General features: G+C 58.0%; 17 protein-coding genes. 4 read left to right on the top strand and 13 right to left on the bottom strand.

Annotated elements, in window-relative coordinates; genetic code table 11:
- Nucleotides 1-72 precede the first annotated feature (72 nt).
- From gtdA to HF916_RS49205, 5 genes are all read right to left on the bottom strand, one after another.
- On the bottom strand, nucleotides 73-1,104 hold the full coding sequence (gene gtdA, locus HF916_RS49225) for a gentisate 1,2-dioxygenase (RefSeq protein ID WP_424784778.1): 1,032 nt from the start codon (nucleotides 1,102-1,104) through the stop codon (nucleotides 73-75).
- Between the two features lie 118 nt (nucleotides 1,105-1,222).
- Nucleotides 1,223-1,534, bottom strand: coding sequence for a non-heme iron oxygenase ferredoxin subunit (locus tag HF916_RS49220; RefSeq protein ID WP_168795925.1), 312 nt, complete (start codon nucleotides 1,532-1,534; stop codon nucleotides 1,223-1,225).
- A gap of 8 nt (nucleotides 1,535-1,542) precedes the next feature.
- On the bottom strand, nucleotides 1,543-2,016 hold the full coding sequence (locus tag HF916_RS49215) for an aromatic-ring-hydroxylating dioxygenase subunit beta (RefSeq protein WP_168795924.1): 474 nt from the start codon (nucleotides 2,014-2,016) through the stop codon (nucleotides 1,543-1,545).
- Between the two features lies 1 nt (nucleotide 2,017).
- Nucleotides 2,018-3,274: an aromatic ring-hydroxylating dioxygenase subunit alpha gene (locus HF916_RS49210; protein WP_168795923.1), complete on the bottom strand. Its 1,257-nt coding sequence runs from the start codon at nucleotides 3,272-3,274 to the stop codon at nucleotides 2,018-2,020.
- Nucleotides 3,275-3,317: 43 nt separating this feature from the next.
- Nucleotides 3,318-4,304 carry a 2Fe-2S iron-sulfur cluster-binding protein gene (locus tag HF916_RS49205; RefSeq protein ID WP_168795922.1) on the bottom strand — a complete coding sequence of 329 codons (987 nt, stop codon included), beginning with the start codon at nucleotides 4,302-4,304 and terminating at the stop codon, nucleotides 3,318-3,320.
- A 131-nt stretch (nucleotides 4,305-4,435) separates the two neighbouring features.
- Here HF916_RS49205 and HF916_RS49200 point away from each other — a divergent pair, with 131 nt between their 5' ends.
- Nucleotides 4,436-5,338 (top strand): LysR family transcriptional regulator, encoded by a 903-nt coding sequence (locus HF916_RS49200; protein WP_168796009.1) that lies wholly within the window; start codon nucleotides 4,436-4,438, stop codon nucleotides 5,336-5,338.
- Here the strand turns inward: HF916_RS49200 and HF916_RS49195 are convergent.
- The 8 genes from HF916_RS49195 to HF916_RS49160 form a co-directional block, all read right to left on the bottom strand.
- Nucleotides 5,296-6,393: a maleylacetate reductase gene (locus HF916_RS49195; protein ID WP_168795921.1), complete on the bottom strand. Its 1,098-nt coding sequence runs from the start codon at nucleotides 6,391-6,393 to the stop codon at nucleotides 5,296-5,298. The genes HF916_RS49200 and HF916_RS49195 overlap by 43 nt on opposite strands.
- A gap of 36 nt (nucleotides 6,394-6,429) precedes the next feature.
- Complete coding sequence (locus HF916_RS49190) at nucleotides 6,430-7,047, bottom strand: helix-turn-helix domain-containing protein (protein ID WP_168795920.1); 618 nt, start codon at nucleotides 7,045-7,047, stop codon at nucleotides 6,430-6,432.
- Nucleotides 7,048-7,489: 442 nt separating this feature from the next.
- Nucleotides 7,490-8,131, bottom strand: a complete 642-nt coding sequence (locus HF916_RS49185) for a glutathione S-transferase family protein (protein WP_240975890.1) — start codon at nucleotides 8,129-8,131, stop codon at nucleotides 7,490-7,492.
- Entirely contained in the window at nucleotides 8,128-8,742 is a 615-nt protein-coding gene (locus HF916_RS49180; protein ID WP_168795918.1) for a glutathione S-transferase N-terminal domain-containing protein, read from the bottom strand. The genes HF916_RS49185 and HF916_RS49180 overlap by 4 nt, the downstream gene beginning before the upstream one ends.
- Nucleotides 8,743-8,783: 41 nt before the next feature.
- Complete coding sequence (locus HF916_RS49175; RefSeq protein WP_168795917.1) at nucleotides 8,784-9,095, bottom strand: Dabb family protein; 312 nt, start codon at nucleotides 9,093-9,095, stop codon at nucleotides 8,784-8,786.
- Between the two features lie 645 nt (nucleotides 9,096-9,740).
- A complete protein-coding gene (locus HF916_RS49170; protein ID WP_168795916.1) occupies nucleotides 9,741-10,793 on the bottom strand; it encodes an aromatic ring-hydroxylating dioxygenase subunit alpha in 1,053 nt (350 codons plus the stop codon).
- Nucleotides 10,794-11,128: 335 nt separating this feature from the next.
- The gene (gene fdhA, locus HF916_RS49165; protein WP_168796008.1) at nucleotides 11,129-12,331 is read right to left on the bottom strand and encodes a formaldehyde dehydrogenase, glutathione-independent; all 1,203 of its coding nucleotides are present in this window, start codon (nucleotides 12,329-12,331) and stop codon (nucleotides 11,129-11,131) included.
- A gap of 302 nt (nucleotides 12,332-12,633) precedes the next feature.
- Entirely contained in the window at nucleotides 12,634-13,200 is a 567-nt protein-coding gene (locus HF916_RS49160; protein ID WP_168795915.1) for a MarR family winged helix-turn-helix transcriptional regulator, read from the bottom strand.
- A 680-nt stretch (nucleotides 13,201-13,880) separates the two neighbouring features.
- Between HF916_RS49160 and HF916_RS49155 the strand changes: the two genes are divergently transcribed.
- The 3 genes from HF916_RS49155 to HF916_RS49145 all read left to right on the top strand — a co-directional run bounded on the left by HF916_RS49155 (nucleotide 13,881) and on the right by HF916_RS49145 (nucleotide 17,016).
- Entirely contained in the window at nucleotides 13,881-14,093 is a 213-nt protein-coding gene (locus tag HF916_RS49155; RefSeq protein WP_168795914.1) for a hypothetical protein, read from the top strand.
- A 149-nt stretch (nucleotides 14,094-14,242) separates the two neighbouring features.
- Nucleotides 14,243-15,211, top strand: a complete 969-nt coding sequence (locus tag HF916_RS49150) for a PDR/VanB family oxidoreductase (protein ID WP_168795913.1) — start codon at nucleotides 14,243-14,245, stop codon at nucleotides 15,209-15,211.
- A gap of 506 nt (nucleotides 15,212-15,717) precedes the next feature.
- On the top strand, nucleotides 15,718-17,016 hold the full coding sequence (locus HF916_RS49145) for an MFS transporter (RefSeq protein ID WP_240975888.1): 1,299 nt from the start codon (nucleotides 15,718-15,720) through the stop codon (nucleotides 17,014-17,016).
- Nucleotides 17,017-17,601 lie beyond the last annotated feature (585 nt).

The following is a 17,601-nucleotide window of genomic DNA, read 5'->3' as shown; positions in this document are numbered from 1 at the left end:
GATGCTCCTGAAGAATCACTGAAATTTCTGTTTGGGTGCCGCCATGACCAGACAGCGTCACGGCGGCTGCGGTTAGCCGCGCTGTTCGCGCAACAGGTTCAACGCTGAAAGAATCGGACGGTCCGAATAGCTGAAGAGCACGCATTCGCTCTCCGCCTTCAGGCTGACCGGCTGCCACGACGGAACGACAAAGATGTCGTGCGGCGCAAACGCGAATGCTTCTTCGCCGATTCGCACGCTGCCTTCGCCTTCGACGACGCAATAGATGGTCGCGTCCGTCGACCGGTATGTCTTGCCGGTAAAGCCCGCCGGTAGCAGCTGCATGAACGTCGCAATGGTCGGCATCGGCCATCCGCCGGTAACCGGATTCAGATAGCGAAGCTTGACGCCGTCCCACTCGTCGATCTGGCCGTTGCGATACAACGTGTCCAGCGCTTCCCGACTGCGTTCGTACGGATAGCTGAAGATAGGCGAAGTCGGATTGCTTGCTAAATGCCGGACCGGAGCCATGTTGTGACCAAATCGCGCAAAGCTGTCGCCTTCGGGCCGCAGCACGGGTTGCGTGCGTTCCGGGTAGCTCTCAGCGAAGCCGGCGTCCAGCGCGCCGACAATCGGGATATCGAGGCCATCAAGCCAGACGACCGGCTCGCCGCCCTCGTCCACCGCAGGATTGCCATGGTCATGCCATGTCCACGACGGCGTGATGATGAAGTCCCCTGGATGCATCGTTGTACGCTCGCCGTTCACGGCAGTCCATGCACCGCGACCCTCCACGATGAAGCGAAGCGCCGATTGGGTGTGCCGATGGCTCGGTGCGACTTCGCCAGGAAGGATCAGCTGCAGTCCCGCATAGAGTGCCGGCGTGATGCTCGACTTGCCCGGCAAGCCAGGATTCTCCATGACAAGGACGCGGCGAACTGCCTCTTCGGCTGAAATAACCGCGCCAGCCTGCATGACCAGATCCCGAATTCCGGCATATTTCCAGAGCGCGGCCTTCGCCTGCGGCCGGGGCTCCTTCGGTACGAGGTTGTGAAGCGACTCCCAAAGCGGGGCAAGCCCTCGCCCCGAAAGCTGCTGGTAGTAGGCGGTGCGTCGTTCGCTGATCGTATTCGCAGTCACGTTTGGATTCCTTATTACACATGTGTCTCTCACGCCGCAGTACGGAGCGCCAGAATCACACGTCGAATGGATTAGAACCGTCTACAACATTCACCGGTCCGGGCTAGATTTCGATGTAGACGTGCCCGTCTTCGATCTTCACGGGATAACACCGAAGATCCTCCGTGAGGGGCTCGCACATCGCCTTGCCCGTACGGACATCAAACTTTCCCTGATGCAACGGACACTCGACCTCATGGCCGTCGAGGAATCCGTCGCACAGGCGCGCATGACCGTGCGTGCAGATATTGTCCGTTGCGTACACCATCCCATCGACGCTGCAGACGGCGACTTCCCGTCCTCCCGCATTGACGGCCGTCACGTCATCCACCGGCACCGCAACCAACTCAATGATTTTCGTCCACTGTTTTTCCATCTTCAGCCTCAAATCGGGTAGATGATCGAGTTCGGGATCATTTCGCTGTCGAAGACACAGATCCTGCTTTCGAATTTCAGGCCGCCGGGCGTGCGGCGAATGCAATCGACATAGCGACCGACGTTGAATACACTCGTCACTCCGTCGGGCTTGGTCCGAAAGACCGCGTAGTTCGCCTGCGAGTGAATACGCTCGTCCGTGACCGAAATCACCTGTGGGACCCCAACGACATGACGCTGGTAGTACGGGTCATGGAAGATCGTTTCCGTCATGCCGTAGACACGGTCTTTGAGCATGCCCTTGCTCTCGAACGCGAGCGTGGCCAGCGGAAAGCCACGGTCGTAGTTCTCGCGAGGCTGGATCTTGTACACGCAGTCGTCCATGAAAAACTCTGGCCAGAGCGACCAGTCATTGCGGTCCACCGCCAACGCGTAATCCGTGTAGAGCGCGACCAATTTCTGCCAGTTTTCAAAATCGAGCATCTCAGACCTCCATCACACGACGCCAGTAGTTGTACATGCCGCGAATCAACGTTTCCGTGACCATATGGTCGGAATCCGCCACCTCCCGGCCCCCGAGTTCCGCGATCGTTCGGTGGAAGGGCTTTTGCCCGAAGCCCTCTTGCGAAAATTCGATCACCTCGCCGTCGTCGGCCGAAACGAAACCGGCTGGTCCGAACAGGTTCGCCTGACGCAGACGCCGCCGGGTCATCTCCTCGGTATCGTCTTCAAAGCCGAAATGGGTCCACACGAAATCGAACGAGCCGTGTCCGTTGGGCTGGATGTGGCGCGTAGAAAGCGAATTGACCTGCTGCTGGATGATCACGCTCGGAAACAGCGTCATCAGCACCGCCGTCGGGCCGTTCCACCACGGTTCGCTTACGACGTCGAGAACGCGGTCGTCGTTGAGCACCATCTGCTCCTTGAAGCTCGACACGCCCGCTGTGACCTCCCCCTTTCCACCCGCTCCCCGGGTCGAGATCATCGCCGCGTGACGGAACTGCTCATCCATCTTCAACTCGGACTTGTTGTCGGCGCGCCAAAGACCAAACGTGACGAACCAGGTGTGAAGCAGGCCCGGATGGTACGGATCCTTGATGTTCTCCTGCATCAGCTTCCAGTTACCGGGAATGCGCTGGCGGTTGTAACCGTAGATCTTCAGCTTCCGCCCGTTGAAGACGCGGTCGAAATAGCCGAGCATGCTCGGACCCAGATATTCCTCGAGCGGCGGCACGTCATGATCGAACGAGGCGAAGATCACGCCGTTGCGCGTCGCGACCTTCAGCTTCGTCAACCCGTGTTCCTTGGGATCGAAGTCCAGCGGCATGCCGCCGTTCACCTTGCCGTCTGCTTTCACACCGCGACGGAACGGCACGCCGACGAGATTCCCCTTCAGGTCGTAGTTCCATTGATGGTACGGGCACGTAAAGTCCTTGCGATTGCCGGACTTCTCGCGACAGAATCGCACGCCGCGATGGGCGCAAACATTCTCGATGACGGCGACCTCGCCGTCCTGCGTTCGCGTGACTATCACCGACCTTTCGCCTACCACCGTGCGCTTGAAGTCGCCGGCATTCGGGATTTCGGCTTCGAGCCCGACGTAGTTCCAGTGGCCCGAATAGAAGAACCGGTCGAGTTCCTTGCTGTAGGTGGAATCGTCGGTGTAGGCCCAGAACGGAATGCGGCTTGATCCGTCGTCGTTCCATGCCTGTGGGGATAAATGCACAGGTGCCTCTTGCATGATGTCTCTCCTGATACCCTCTTGTGTAAAAGAACGCCTTTACCTAAACGCCACTCGCGTAAAACGCATCCGCATAGATATGGTCCGGCTCGACGCCCTTCTGCCGAAGCAGAATGGTCGCGGCCTCGACCATGACAGGCGCTCCCGCGAGATAGGCACGCCAACCGCTCATGTTCTTCCAGTCCTGATTGACGGCCTCCGTGACGACGCCCGTACGATGTGCGTTACTCGCCTGACCAGACGCCACCACCACATGAACCGTCAATTCCGGAATCGCCTCGCGTAGCTCTTCCAGCCAGTGCAGTCCATAAATGTCCTGCTCGGACCGCACGCCGAAATAGATGTGCACAGGATTGCGCATGCCGGTTTCGACCATGCCCCGCAGGATCGACAGAATGGGCGCGAGGCCTGTACCGCCAGCGATGCACACGATGGGTCCGGCATATTTCTTCCGCAGATAGGCGGTTCCAAGCGGACCGCTGAGGCGCACCGACTGACCGACGGCAAGCTCCTTCTCGACATACGACGTGACGCGCCCATCTCGCACCAGTCGAATATGGAACTCGACTTCTTCGGCGTTCGCCGTCACTGCCATCGAATATGGACGGACGTGTTGCGGCGTGAACTGCAGTGTGGCGTACTGGCCGGGCGAAAACTCGAACGATTTCGGCAGCGACAGCCGGATACGCTTGATGTCGTGAGTTAGATCCTCGATCCCGATCACGGTGGTCTTCAGGATCTTCGCCGGATGCGCGACGATTTCGTCGATCTCGGGAATCTCGATGACGCAGTTGTCGACCAGCGTCGTCTGACACGCGAGGATCGTTTGTCCATCGACCGCAGGAGCGTTCGACTCCGCACCGCCAGACGTCATGACATTGCCGGACCTCACGCGGCATCGGCATGTCCCGCATCGGCCGGACATGCAGCTGTATGAGATCGGGATCTGGTTGGTACGCAGAACTTCGAGCAGATTTTCGCCCGGGCGAACGTCGAGCGTTCGGCTCAAGGGTTGAATTGAAACTTCCATGGGGACACTGTCTCCGATCTAACCGTCTTATGCGTATATCTTGGGCTCAAATGTAAAATAAATAAATAGAAGTTCGTTGATATAGAATATCACTACAAGTGATAATGATGCCTTCATCGAAGGGGTACATGATGGAACTCCAGGATATCGATCTGAACCTGCTCGTCGTCTTCAACGAGCTGTTGCGGCAGCGCCGCGTGTCGGCTGTCGCCGTCACCTTGGGCATCTCGCAGCCCGCGATCAGCAACGCATTGAACCGGCTGCGCAAGCTTCTCGATGACGAGCTTTTCCTGCGTACATCGAAGGGTATGGTTCCCACACGGTTTGCAGAATCGCTCGCTGAGCCAATTGGCTATGCGTTGGGAACCATTCATGACTCGCTGAACGCCACCGCCGAATTCAATCCGTCGTCGGCATCGCGTGCCTTCACAGTCGAGATGACCGACATCGGCGAAATCTATTTCCTGCCGGCATTGATGAAGCGCCTCGCGACGGAGGCGCCGGGTGTCACAATCAGCACAGTGCGCAATCAATCGGACACGCTGCGTGACGCGATGGAACGCGGCGAGGTCGATCTGGCGATCGGCTTTTTACCCGATCTGAAGACGGGCTTTTTCCAGAGGCGGCTCTTTCGCCAGCGATACGTCTGTCTCTTCCGCAAACACCACCCGCTCGCCAGGAACGAAATGTCAATGAAGTCGTTTCTCGCGGCCGAGCACGTATCGATCGTCGCCGAGGGAACCGGGCACAGCATGGTGGATACCGCCATTCAGCGCGCCGGCGTACAACGAAATGTGCGGCTGCGCGTTCCTCACTTTGTCGCCGTCGGCCATATTCTTCAAACGACGGATCTGATCGCCGTCGTTCCCGAAGCCTATGCCGCTCGCACACTCACGCCGTTCGGCCTTCAAAGTGCGCCGTGCCCCGTCAAGATCCCCGATATTACGGTCAATGTCTTGTGGCATGCCCGCAACCACCGGGAGCCGAGCAATCAGTGGTTGCGGCAGATTGCTTTCGACGAATTCGCCTTGTAACGCGTCTCGCCCGCCCAGGCGGACTCGAGCAAATCCGTGAGTGCCGCGGCCTCGACCGGACGAGGGTTCTTGTAAGGCACCGCTATCGCCTGCTCCACCGCAGCGACGATGCCCTCGCGAGGCATGCCGATGTCGCGCAACGCAAGCGGTATCGCGCATTCGCGTTCGAGCTGCAGCAGTGCGCCTATCGCGTCGCCGGTCTGCATCGCACGTGCTAGCCGGCTCATTGCGTCCGGAATCATCGGCTCGTTGTACGCCAGCGCGTAAGGCAGCACGATCGCATGCGTCTGCGCGTGCGGCAGATCGAACAATCCGCCAAGCGTATGGCAGAGTTTATGATGCAAGCCCATCGTCGTCATACCGAGGCAGGATCCGCACAGCCATGCTCCATAGAGCAGCGCGGCGCGTGCCTCTGGATCGCCCGGTGTTCTCATCACGCGCGGCAATGCATCCACAATGGCACGCACGCCGTCCTCGGCCATCAGCGACACGATGGGGTTCCCGTCAGGGGCGTAAAGCGCCTCGGCGGCGTGCGCGATCGCGTTGAAGGCCGAAAGAGCCGACATCGCAGGTGGAAGCGACAGCGTCAGGTCCACATCGTAGATCACGACCTCCGGCTGAATCTTCGGGCCGCGCTGCGTGGTTTTCCGGCCGTCCTTGGTCTCACCCAGAATCGGCGTCACCTCCGATCCCGCATAGGTCGTCGGCAGAACAATCTGCGACAAATCGGTGCGCAACGCGATAGCTTTGCCGAGCCCTGTCGTCGAGCCGCCACCTACGGCGACCACGCCGTCGATATTCAGCTGCTCTGCGAGATCCATTGCACCCCTGGTGACCTCGACGGGCGTGTGCATGGTCGCATTATTGAACATGCCGATGGCCCGATCGCCAAGCAACTGGCGGACGCTCTCGGCGAGCGGCGTCTGCTCCGGCGTAGAGAGCACCAGCAGCCTGCGCAGCCCGAGACGGTCTGCCTCTTCACGCAGCTTGGCGCTCGTTGCGCGCCCGAATATGACGCGCGTGGAGAGCGCCTGATAGACGAATGATTCAGACATGATTCATGTGATTCTTAAAAGGGGAACGGAGTCAGCTTAGAAGCCACGCCTACCCGACGCCCGACGAAAAGCCGCAGGCGTTGTGTTCAGGCGGCGGCGGAATACATTTGTTAAGTGCTCCTGATGTGAAAATCCGCAATCGAGAGCGATCGTGGCCAGAGATTTATTTGTCCGCGAGAGGAATGTCTTTGCCGATTCTATCCGTCGACCCAGTACGAACTGGTAAGGCGTTTGTCCAAGGGTTGCGTTAAATCTTCGTACGAAGTTTGACTGGCTCATCCCAACCAGATTGCACAGGTTAGCCAGGCTGATCTGTTCACATAGGTTGGCGTCGACATACTCGGTAATTTTCCGCAATCTGACGGGTGACAGGACGACGGGATTGAATCCGTGTGCGCAGGCAACCTGCCCTCGGAACTGCCGAGCTATCAATCGTTTTGCCATGGCCACAGCCAGGGTATCGACGTAGAGTCCAACGCCCTCGACCTTCGACTGCATCAACCTCGAAATTTCATTCGCGATTTCCCAAAGCAACGCGTCCTGAACACACATTTCCGGTGCACACTGCGCCACCTTCGCGCCCTCGTCATCCAGATCAGCGAGGCATTCGCCCAAAATTTCCCGATGCAGGTACAGATGCATTGTCTCGACCATGGACTCGAGTCCAATACTGAATCCGCGATCCGCGGGCCAAAAAAAGATTCCTTTCGCCGGGACGTCACGCCTGACGAACTTATCGTCCGAGCGCGCGTTCACGCGCCCCCCCCGGCTCATATGAAATACCAGCAAGTGATGTCGAACCGGATCGAAGTTCGCCTGAAAGGGAAGCTCACTTTGGACAGATGCGGCTAGCGATGTCCACCCAAGGTCCCCACTCGAGTAGAACGGCTTACATGCCGGTCGCGTGACTATGCCATGCGTTTCTTCGCTGCGAATTGGTTCTGTGCCTGTCACTTCTCAACTCCTTCAACATACAAGCAACATGTCTCTCCACCCGCCCTCTGGGGCGTCATCTGACCGTTGTTCGGGAGAAGCGATCCGGTTCGTTCAGCATCTGCCTGCCTATACGGACTTTAAACGTCCCGCATCACCCTCTCTACACGAACGCGATTTGCCGGACATGGTCGACGAAAGGCTTCCGCTCGCATAGACCGTCGTACCAGGTACGAACGAATCCGTATTCCGGTCGTTCCACAGGAAGATTGAACCAGCGGTGAACTAACGGACCGATCGCGATGTCAGCGAGCGTAAACTCGTCCCCCGCAACAAACTTATGTTGCGATAGCACATTGTTCAAAATGCCGAGTAGTTCTGCGTTACGGGCTCGATGCTTTTCGATCACATCGTGCTGCCTTTGGTATTCAGGGGTTCGTATGATACTTTGATAAAGCAGCGCGTTCACTGGGCCAAACGTACCTAACTGCCAGTCCATCCAACGTTCGATCTCTGCCCGCGCCAAGGCACGGGCCGGATAAAGCTTCGACTCGAAAGAGATGGTAGAGATATATCTGAGAATCGTATTAGATTCCCAGATAGTCTCTTCACCATGCAAAAGCGTCGGAACGACGCCGTTTGGATTCTTTTTTAAATAGGCTTCTTCGCGGTTGCCGCCGTATGACCCACCCATGTCGACGCGGGTACAAACCTGGCCAATCTCCGCTAGAAGCCACATTACCTTCTGGACATTCGACGACGTATTCCGTCCGAGAACAGTGAAAGAAGACCCCTGATTCGTCACAAAGCCTCCATACCGCGTTTTACCGCGCCCCTGGCGCCGAGCTGGTCATACCAGCGCTCTACGTTTTTGACAGACGACCACTCGATCTGGTGCAATTCGAATCGTGCAATCCACGGGTAGACCGCGATGTCGGCTATGCTGTAATCGCTGCCAGCGACAAATTCATTGTGCGCGAGTTGCTTGTCAAGGACGCCGTAAAGACGGCGGGTTTCTGCCCCGTATCGCTTGAGGCCATATTCCTGTTCCCGCGCATATCGCTGAAAGTGATGCATCTGCCCTAACATCGGGCCGACTCCGCCCATTTGAAACATCAGCCACTGGAGCGTCCGATAGTAGGCGCGTCCGGACTCAGGCATCAACTTCCCCGTCTTGTCAGCCAGGTACATCAGAATCGCCCCGGACTCGAATACCGTAATCGGCCGGCCATCCGGACCGTCCTCATCGACGATGACCGGGATTTTATTGTTAGGATTAAGCGAGAGGAATTCTTTAGTGAACTGCTCATCTTTCGTGATATCAACCCGGGTGACGCTATAACGCAACGCCAACTCCTCAAGGGCGATGGATATCTTGCGGCCGTTCGGTGTGCCCCATCCGTAGAGTTTTATCATTTCGCTTGATACTCCTGCATCATTCTTGAATCCGTTCCGGACTACGCAGCTTGTTCCACAACATAGTCGACTTGATATCGAGCTACGCGCACGCCCGCCAGATCTTCCTTGATCTTCAGGTGGGCCGGGTGCGTTGCATAGTTTTCCAGCGCAGCCGTGGACTCGAACTCTGAATAGAGCACTACGTCGCACGCGTAATCGATTCGGCTAACATCCGCACCGACTTCAACCTTCACAAGGCCAGGGACGATCCCAACGATTCCGTCAAAGGCCGATCTCACCTTGTGGATAGCATCGGCCTTTTCCTCTTTTGTTTGACCCGTTACAGTCCACATCACAATGTGCTTAATCATCTCGATGAATAACCTTTAAAGTTCACCTTCGTTAGCCAACCTGATTCTGCGCCAGAGGCTAGGCGAGAAATCAGTGGATCTACTGTAACGGCGTTCAACGGCTGGAGCTACGTCAAACATGGGACTCCGTCTCCCGCGCGTTGCAAGTCAAGAGAGACGGAGCGGCCAGCTCCTTGCTTACGACTGAGTATCCGTCTACCTAGTCAAGTGCAAAGCCTAGTTCACACGTGCACTGCACCGCATGCGCCAGCAACCGGTCAGTATTCGCGTCATGAAGGTCAATGTGCTGCGCGGCTTGCCCTGCAGATTCGGCGTTGCATTCCGACAATGCGGTCGGGCACCGATCGAGGCAGCCAAAGCCTCGCTGCGCACCTCGGTGAGCCGGTCATACTCACGGTACGGCAGCAGCCGGCCCTCGGCTCGGATCTCGATGCATTCGTCCAGCTACTCCCAGACCTCGATATAACGGTGCAGAAGCCAGAGGTTCTGGGGGGTGTCCTCCTGGAGGTACAGCACCCGGCTGTACTGCACCGTGAGCGACCTGGACACGCGCAGCGTTTCGCGGCGGCCGGTGCGCATCAAACGTACTGCGCCGCGACTTCGCGAAGCGCGCGTTTTAGGCCGCAATGAAGGAGGCGCATAGCATCACCGCCTGGAGCAAAGTCGATCGATGATGCGTCGAGCACGGTTTGGTGCTACATCCACGTGGACATCAACAGTCGATGCGCCAGAGAATCGCAACATATTGCGGTACTGCGCCTCTATCACGGTCTTGTCTTCCTGGAACGTGAGTTCGCTCTGGGAGCGCACAATCTCTGTCACGTCCTGCATGTCAGGATGAGGATTGGTGGCGACCGTCCAAAAGTAATGCGCGCTCGTTTCAGTTTCAGGCGTCACGCCGTGGAAGCTACGGATGTGGAATCCTCCCCGGTTCGGGTCTGAAAGGCTCTCCGCTCCCGGCGCCATGGCACCTGCCCAAATCAGCAGGTGCGTCACGCGGAAGTCAATCTCCTGCCAACGATCAACGCTCCCCGAGAAAGGCCAGGCTGCGGAGTAAGTGGGCGGCGGCTCGGAATCCCGCATATATCGGGTGACGCGTATCGTCTCGCCCTCCTGCTCAATTTTCGTGTCCGCCTCCATGTGGACGCGTGCGTTGCCGCCAATGGTTCTGAGATGCACATAACCCAGATGGCTCAGATCGAGCAAGTTGTCATGTATGACCTGATACGGAGCCTCATAGTGAAATACACCTCCTCCAAATTTGTATTGAGGATCCTTATGTACCCAATAGCCTGGTGGCTCCTCTTGAGGCACCGGGTGCTCAGACGACCCAAACCAGATCCACAGAATCTGATCGCGCTCCCTGACCTCGTAGGCGCGCACCCTCGCCTTACCGGGGATACCAAGTTGGCCAGGTACCTCTTTGCAAGCGCCATCCGCACCGAAGAGAAGGCCGTGATAGCCGCAGCGAAGCCCCTCAACTTCGAGGGTGCCGAGTGACAGCGGAAGATTCTTGTGACAACAACGGTCCTCGAGTGCCACCGCTTTTTCCGCCATGCGGAACAGTACCAGTGGATGCCCGAGAATCGTTCGCGCGATCGGCTTATCGCTGAGCTCCCATGAAAAGCCGGCGACGTACCAGCGATCCAGCGGGAAAGCGGACGATGATTCCGGCATGTTCGGGTGGGGAGCATTCATGGTGTGTCTCCTTGATAGGTTGGGATCGTTACGGAACCAGCGGAATGGGGATCGTATGTGCTGACGCGAAGCGTCAAGCGGCTTCGTCCGCGTCGGTTTCAGCCGGTATGGGAACGAAAATGCGATATCTCGGCGCGCTTGGGATCGGCCCGCGAGGTACCCGATGTCCCAGTGGTTTTCGGCTAACGCGGCCAGAAGCCGTGCCGCGCGTCAAACAGAACTAGTTCGAGCGGCACGCCAAGCTGGCGGGCGAGCAAACGCGTAGCACAACTTGCCACGCCCCTGCTAAGGTGTAGCAGCCGACGCGACGACTGAAGACTTGCAGCGCTTGTGGGCTACGCTGCGGCCCGAAGCATTGCATGCGGATCGAGAACGAATTTCCGCGGTGCGCCAGCATCAAACTCCGCATATCCGCGCGCTGCGTCTTCAAGCGGGAGGACTTCAACCCCGACGATGTCCGCGATGTTGATTCGGTCCCAAAGGATGGCCTGCATTAACGCCCGGTTGTATTTCATCACGGGGGTTTGCCCCGTAAAGAAGGTGTGGGACTTCGCCCACCCCAATCCAAAGCGAACGCTGAGGCTACCCTTGCGAGCCGCATCGTCCGCAGCGCCTGGATCATCGGTAACGTAAAGGCCGGGAATGCCAATCATGCCAGCGGCCCGGGTTATCTCCATCAGCGAGTTGAGCACGATTGCGGGTGCTTCGTGCTGCGCGCCCTGATGGCCATGTCCCCGTGCCTCAAAGCCCACTGCATCGACCGCGCAATCAACTTCCGGAGAACCGAGAATCTGCTCGATTTGTTCGGCGAGACTCGCGTCCTGCGACAGATCAACGGTGAGGAAACCCACTTCGCGCGCGTGAACGAGCCGGGCAGGATTGATGTCGCCTACGATAACCGCTGCCGCGCCGAGAAGTCGTGATGCCGCGGCCGCAGCCAGCCCCACGGGACCTGCTCCGGCGATATAGACAGTACTTCCCGGGCCGACGCCTGCCGTAACCGCCCCGTGATACCCCGTAGGCAAGATGTCCGTCAGGCAGGTAAGGTCGCGGATCTTTTCCATCGCCTGCGCACGATCGGGGAATTTCAACAGATTGAAGTCGGCGTACGGGACCATCACGTAGCGCGCCTGGCCGCCTACCCACCCGCCCATATCAACATAGCCGTACGCACCTCCCGCACGGGCCGGATTGACCGACAGGCAGACTCCAGTATGCTGCGCCTTGCACGTGCGACAGCGCCCGCACGCGACATTGAAAGGCACGGAGACCAGATCGCCGATTGCAAGAGTTTCGACGTCACGGCCTTTCTCAATTACCTCGCCAGTGATCTCGTGACCCAAAACAAGCCCGGCAGGTGCCGTCGTGCGGCCGCGCACCATGTGCTGGTCCGAACCACAGATGTTCGTCGACACGACCTTGAGGATTACGCCGTGTTCAATGGTCCGTCCACGCGGATCGACAAGTTTCGGAAAGTCGATTGACTGCACTTCGACCTTGCCAGGTCCGACGTACACGACACCCTCGTTGTTGCTGATGCTCATCGACAGCCTCCTTTTTGATATTCCACAGTGCCGGTTGACAGCAACCCGTCTGCCACATTGGGCATTACGGTGGAATGCGTTCGGTGATTGAGCTCCATTCAGTGCACTGAATGGTAATCCACGCATCACTGGAACTCAAGTTAGAAAATCGCTCTGGTTTTCCCTAGGACGGTCCCTAATAGACCGCATTCAGAACACGGGGACGCGTATCAGGGTCGAAGGGGAGCGCCCCGTCCGTACGGCCGCGCGTCCATCTACGCGCGTACCCGGCGTCAGGTACCGTGCAACGAGTGAAGTTATCGCCGCCTGCCTGCTGGCCCTTTTCTGCGCGCCTTCGTCGGTGGCGCATCGACGCTGCCGGACGTCTCAAGCGGTGCACGGCTACGCGCATTGTTCACGGAGACGAACTCGTGCATCAGCCGCATCAGGGTGGCCCTCTCCTCCGGTCGGAAGTTGCGAAACATTTCATCCTGCATCTTCCGCACTCCGTCAACCATGCTGCTTAACAGCCTCTGCCCTTCGGGCGTCAAAAACAACAATCGCTGGCGACGCCCCGCTATGTGAAGTTCGCGAACGATCAGCCCTTTGGCCTCCAGTCGCTCGGCTGTCGTTGCTGTGCTGGATGTATCCAGCGCGACTAGACCAGCCAGCGTCTTCTGGTCTGTGCCGGGCCGCTCGTGCAGCATTCTAAGGATCGCATACTGGATCGGCGTGACCTCATCGCCGAGTATCTCGTAGAAAATGGAAACTGAAATCTGCTGTGCGCGTCGAAAAAGATAGCCCGGCTGCTCATACAGATCCATGAATACGGAATTGAGGCCCGGCGCTGGATCAAGTGTCTGAGGGGATGGGATGTTCGTCATGTCTGTGCGAGTTGGATCAGTAAGTGCCTGGCGGCATCAGGTGGATCGGCTAGCCGCATGACACCGATTATGAGCCACGCGGTCGGATCTAACCAATACATCGGCAGCCCTAAGTCATCTCAAGGGACCGCAGCGGCAGCATCGGCCGACACTCGCGCCAGTACTGCGAAGACTGCATCGCATTCTTCGGGCGCACACTATAGAGACCCGGGTACGGGTCGCTTCGCGTCGCGGAATCGCGTCAGCCTTAACGCAATGGGCGATGCCCGCGGTTAAGCATGAATCGACAGCACCATTCAAGGCACGACATCGGGGAAACTACCGGGCAACCAATGCTTGCACGCAGCGAGTTCACAATATACCATTCAATTCAGCATACTGAATGGCGTGACTACAGACGAGGTCGGCTAATCGGTTCGATGTCGGCCGCTTTTGCCGGCCAAGTGCAGGACGAAGCTGCCGAGCAGTTTCTCTGCAACAATCATCCCGTCATAAGCGTGGCCTGTTCAAAGCACATGATCACGCGACACGGCAGGAACCATATTCAACCTTGAGCAGGAGCAAATGATGTGGCCTAAGAACGCTTGGCACATCGCAACATTTTCGAGGGAAATGCAGGGGAACTTGTCACCACGCAAATGCTTCGGTGTCTCCGGAATTTACGTCAGGACGACGAATCAATGATTTCCCATATCCGGAACGCCATCGATGCCATGCACACTGAAGTCAAGGTCGTTGTTGAATTACGGCATACCGCGTTGACGCCGGCAAAGCGAAATAATCCGGTTTCCCCTGCGATCACAGTCGACGGGAGACCAATTCGGGGACGTCGCGTGCTCGATCTGTTGATAGCGCAATGGAAACCGGAAGCCGATGCTTCCACGCTGGATTAGCGCACAAACGCAGCGCGGAAATAGTGAAATACCCTCTAACAAAATTTGCTACTCAGGCATCGATGATGCGTTCGCGCCTGACGGTATCCATCTCGTGAGCTTCATTCATGTCGTCCCGCGTCGCAAATGAGCGGTAACAGGAAAGTGATATGAGCATACCCGTAATCCCAGTGCGAGTCGTCAAGAAGATCGCAGAGACGACCGACATCTGCACATTCGAACTGGCTGAGATAGACGGTGCGAAACTGCCATCGTTTTCCCCCGGATCCCACATCGACGTCCATATCGGAAAGGACCTCGTTCGTCAGTATTCGCTTTGCAACAATTCCTCGGAAACTCATCGCTATTTGATTGGCGTACTGCGCGATCCAAACTCACGCGGAGGGTCCCGCGCGATGCACGACAACATCAACGAAAACGACGTTATCAATATCAGTGTGCCGAAAAATCACTTTCCACTCCTTGATAACGCCAAACGGAGTCTGTTGTTGGCGGGCGGAATTGGCGTAACACCGATCCTCTGCATGGCAGAAAGGTTGGCGCTTATCGGAAGCGATGTGGAAATGCACTACTCCGCCAGTTCCCCGGCGCGGATGGCGTTCCGGCAGCGGATATCGGCGTCTACATTCGCGAATCGCGTGCATTTTCATTTCGATGACGGCAACAAGCAACAAAAACTGAATCTCGACGATTTGTTGCGGACGCCGGGGCAGGACGTACACCTCTATGTGTGCGGCCCGAAGGGTTTCATGGATGTCGTCTTGGCAACAGCGCGTAAGAGTGGATGGCAGGAAGCCCAACTGCACTACGAATTCTTCTCCGCCGAGGTCGTCAAAACCGACCGCGACACTGCTTTCCAGGTCATGCTGGCGCGCTCTGGCCGGATTATCGATGTCTCCCCGAACACAACTGTGACCAAAGCACTCGCTGCCGCCGGTATCGACATCCCCGTTTCATGCGAACAGGGCATCTGCGGGACGTGCCTAACCCACGTTGTCGAGGGAGTACCGGATCATCGGGACATGTATCTGACGGATGAGGAGAAGGCGCAGAACGACCAATTTACCCCTTGTTGTTCCCGCTCATGCTCCCCCATTCTGGTTCTTGACCTTGACTGATTATGTTGAGTAGCCCATGGGAATCGCACCCACAGGCTCTCCGAGAACCGAACGTCAGCCTCTCGACTCATTCGGCTCCTATCGTCCAACCAGCGACCCCGAATTTCAGTGAGGAAACAGGTTTGGCTGTCGCGATTGAATTCCATTCAGCCAGTCCCACGCCCGCTCTCGAGCTGTTGTATGCCGCATGAGCCGGTCAGGAGCCCCCCGTGAGGTAAGCGTCGAGGGAGTTCGTCGCACGAACCCGTCGGCGCTCCCGGTTTCGCCCTGAGGTTGCAGGCATGCGACAAGGAATGAACAAGGCTGAACGCAATAAGCGCAATCGACTGTCTGGTCTTGACGGGCCCCGAAAGTCGATTCATACGAGACCAGGGCAAAAGCCTGGACTGCCCGTGCCATAACAGTGCATCGCGTGCAGGTCATCTAGCGAAGAAGAGAGGAGACACAGAATGTCTGGACGGACCGTTGGTATTAGCGCGGCGATCGACGCAGCGCCATTCAGCAGGATGCAGCAACTCGTCGTCATATTGTGTGCGTCGATCGCGTTGCTCGAAGGCTTTGACACGCAGGTGATTGCGTTCGTGGTGCCGGTCGTGGCGGGCAAATGGGGATTGCCGTTCTCTTCATTCGGCAAGGTATTCGGCGCCGGGCTCGCCGGGCTGATGGTGGGCGCCCTGACGCTGGGTCCGGTTGCGGACAGAGTAGGACGCAAGGCCGTAATTGTCGCGTCGATCGGTTTCTTTGGCTTATTCTCGTTGTCGAGCGCTTTCGCCGATTCGACCGGCGCGCTGATCCTGCTGCGCTTTCTGACCGGATTAGGAATCGGCGGCACCATGCCGAACATCATCGCGCTCACCGCAGAATACGCGCCCTCGCGCTTACGGGCCACGACCGTCAGCGTCATGTTCTGCGGCTTTCCATTGGGCGCCGCACTCGGCGGGGCCGTCGCCGCACGGATCATCCCGCATTTCGGCTGGCCGTCGATCTTCCTCGTGGGCGGTATGCTGCCACTCCTCCTCACTCCGGTGCTGGCTGTCGTCCTGCCGGAATCCCTGCGATTCCTGGCGACCCGCACGCATCTGCGTGACCGTGGAGAAAAAATCCTGCGCGGCGTCCTCGGCGCGCAGCGAGCCGCCGATGTCGACATGGCCGCCGATGCCGTATCCGAACCGGCCTCCACCACGATGCCGGTGAAGGGCTTGTTTACGGAGGGACGGGCCCGCGGGACGATGCTGCTATGGGCAACCTGTTTCATCGATCTCATGATGATGTACTTCATGATGAACTGGCTGCCTACCTTGCTGAAACAGGCCGGTATTGCGCTCGACAAGGCCATCATCTCGGCGGCGCTCCTGAATCTGGGAGGTGTCGTGGGCTCCATCGTTCTGGCGCGTGCGATCGACAGGTGGCGGCCTGGACAGGTGCTCGCGTGCGTCTACGTGGTCACGGCGGTCTGCACCTGCGCGATCGGCCATATGACACACGCGCCGTTTGCCGTACTGATGGGGATGATCTTCATCGTCGGCTTTTGCTTGATGGGCGGACAGATGAGCCTGAACGTGCTCGCTGCCGATTTTTACCCGACCTCCATGCGCGCAACAGGCCTGGGCTGGGCCCTGGGGGTCGGACGGATCGGCTCGATTATCGGACCGATCGCGGGCAGCCTGCTGATTGCCTTCGGCTTTGACGTGACCAGCCTCTTCACGACGCTGGCGATTCCAGGACTCGTGGCGGCGGCCTCCGTATGGTCGCTGAGCGTGTCGCAACCGGATGATACGTCCCGTGCGCTTGCCGGGACGACGTGATCCTGATCATGCGGACATACGATACCGAGTGTCCGCACGCGCGGTCCGCACAACACGGCCTCGACGCGAAGCGGATCGCCCGCATTGTGTTGCGCTGGCGACCTCGCACCACGGTCACCCACAGATTTCAGCTAACGTCCGCAACCACGTATTGAGAGGAAAATACGCCACGTTTTTTGGCGGGTGATTCGCAATCCACATGTTTTTTGAAGCGGTGCTTATTAAAACAAAGGAGACGTCAATGAAAACGCGTAGGGTGTGAGGGGTATCCCCTTGGTTCGGAAAGGCTTGTCGAAGCGTTGCAGGGGTAATGCTAGCAGGTGGGGTTGATGTCTCTAGCTACGAGCACGCGTCCAACTTGTCGACTTCAAAGCAACGCTGAAAGTCCCACCCTGTGCCCGCGCCTAGCGAACGTCGCCTACTGGCCGAACTTGGAACTATCGGACTATGTGGATTGCCTTGGCTGCCGCCAGCGATAGGCTGCGTCTCGGGAATTAACGACTTTATTTCGCGTCCGGCAAACCGATACCCAGCATAATCTGCCGTGCGATCGGCGTGCGGAGAAGCGCCGTGATGACGACTTTA

The sequence above is a fragment of the Paraburkholderia aromaticivorans genome (assembly GCF_012689525.1).
GTDB classification, from domain to species: Bacteria; Pseudomonadota; Gammaproteobacteria; order Burkholderiales; family Burkholderiaceae; genus Paraburkholderia; species Paraburkholderia aromaticivorans_A.
Note: the sequence above shows the minus strand (reverse complement) of the source record. Positions and strands in the feature narration are given on the sequence as shown.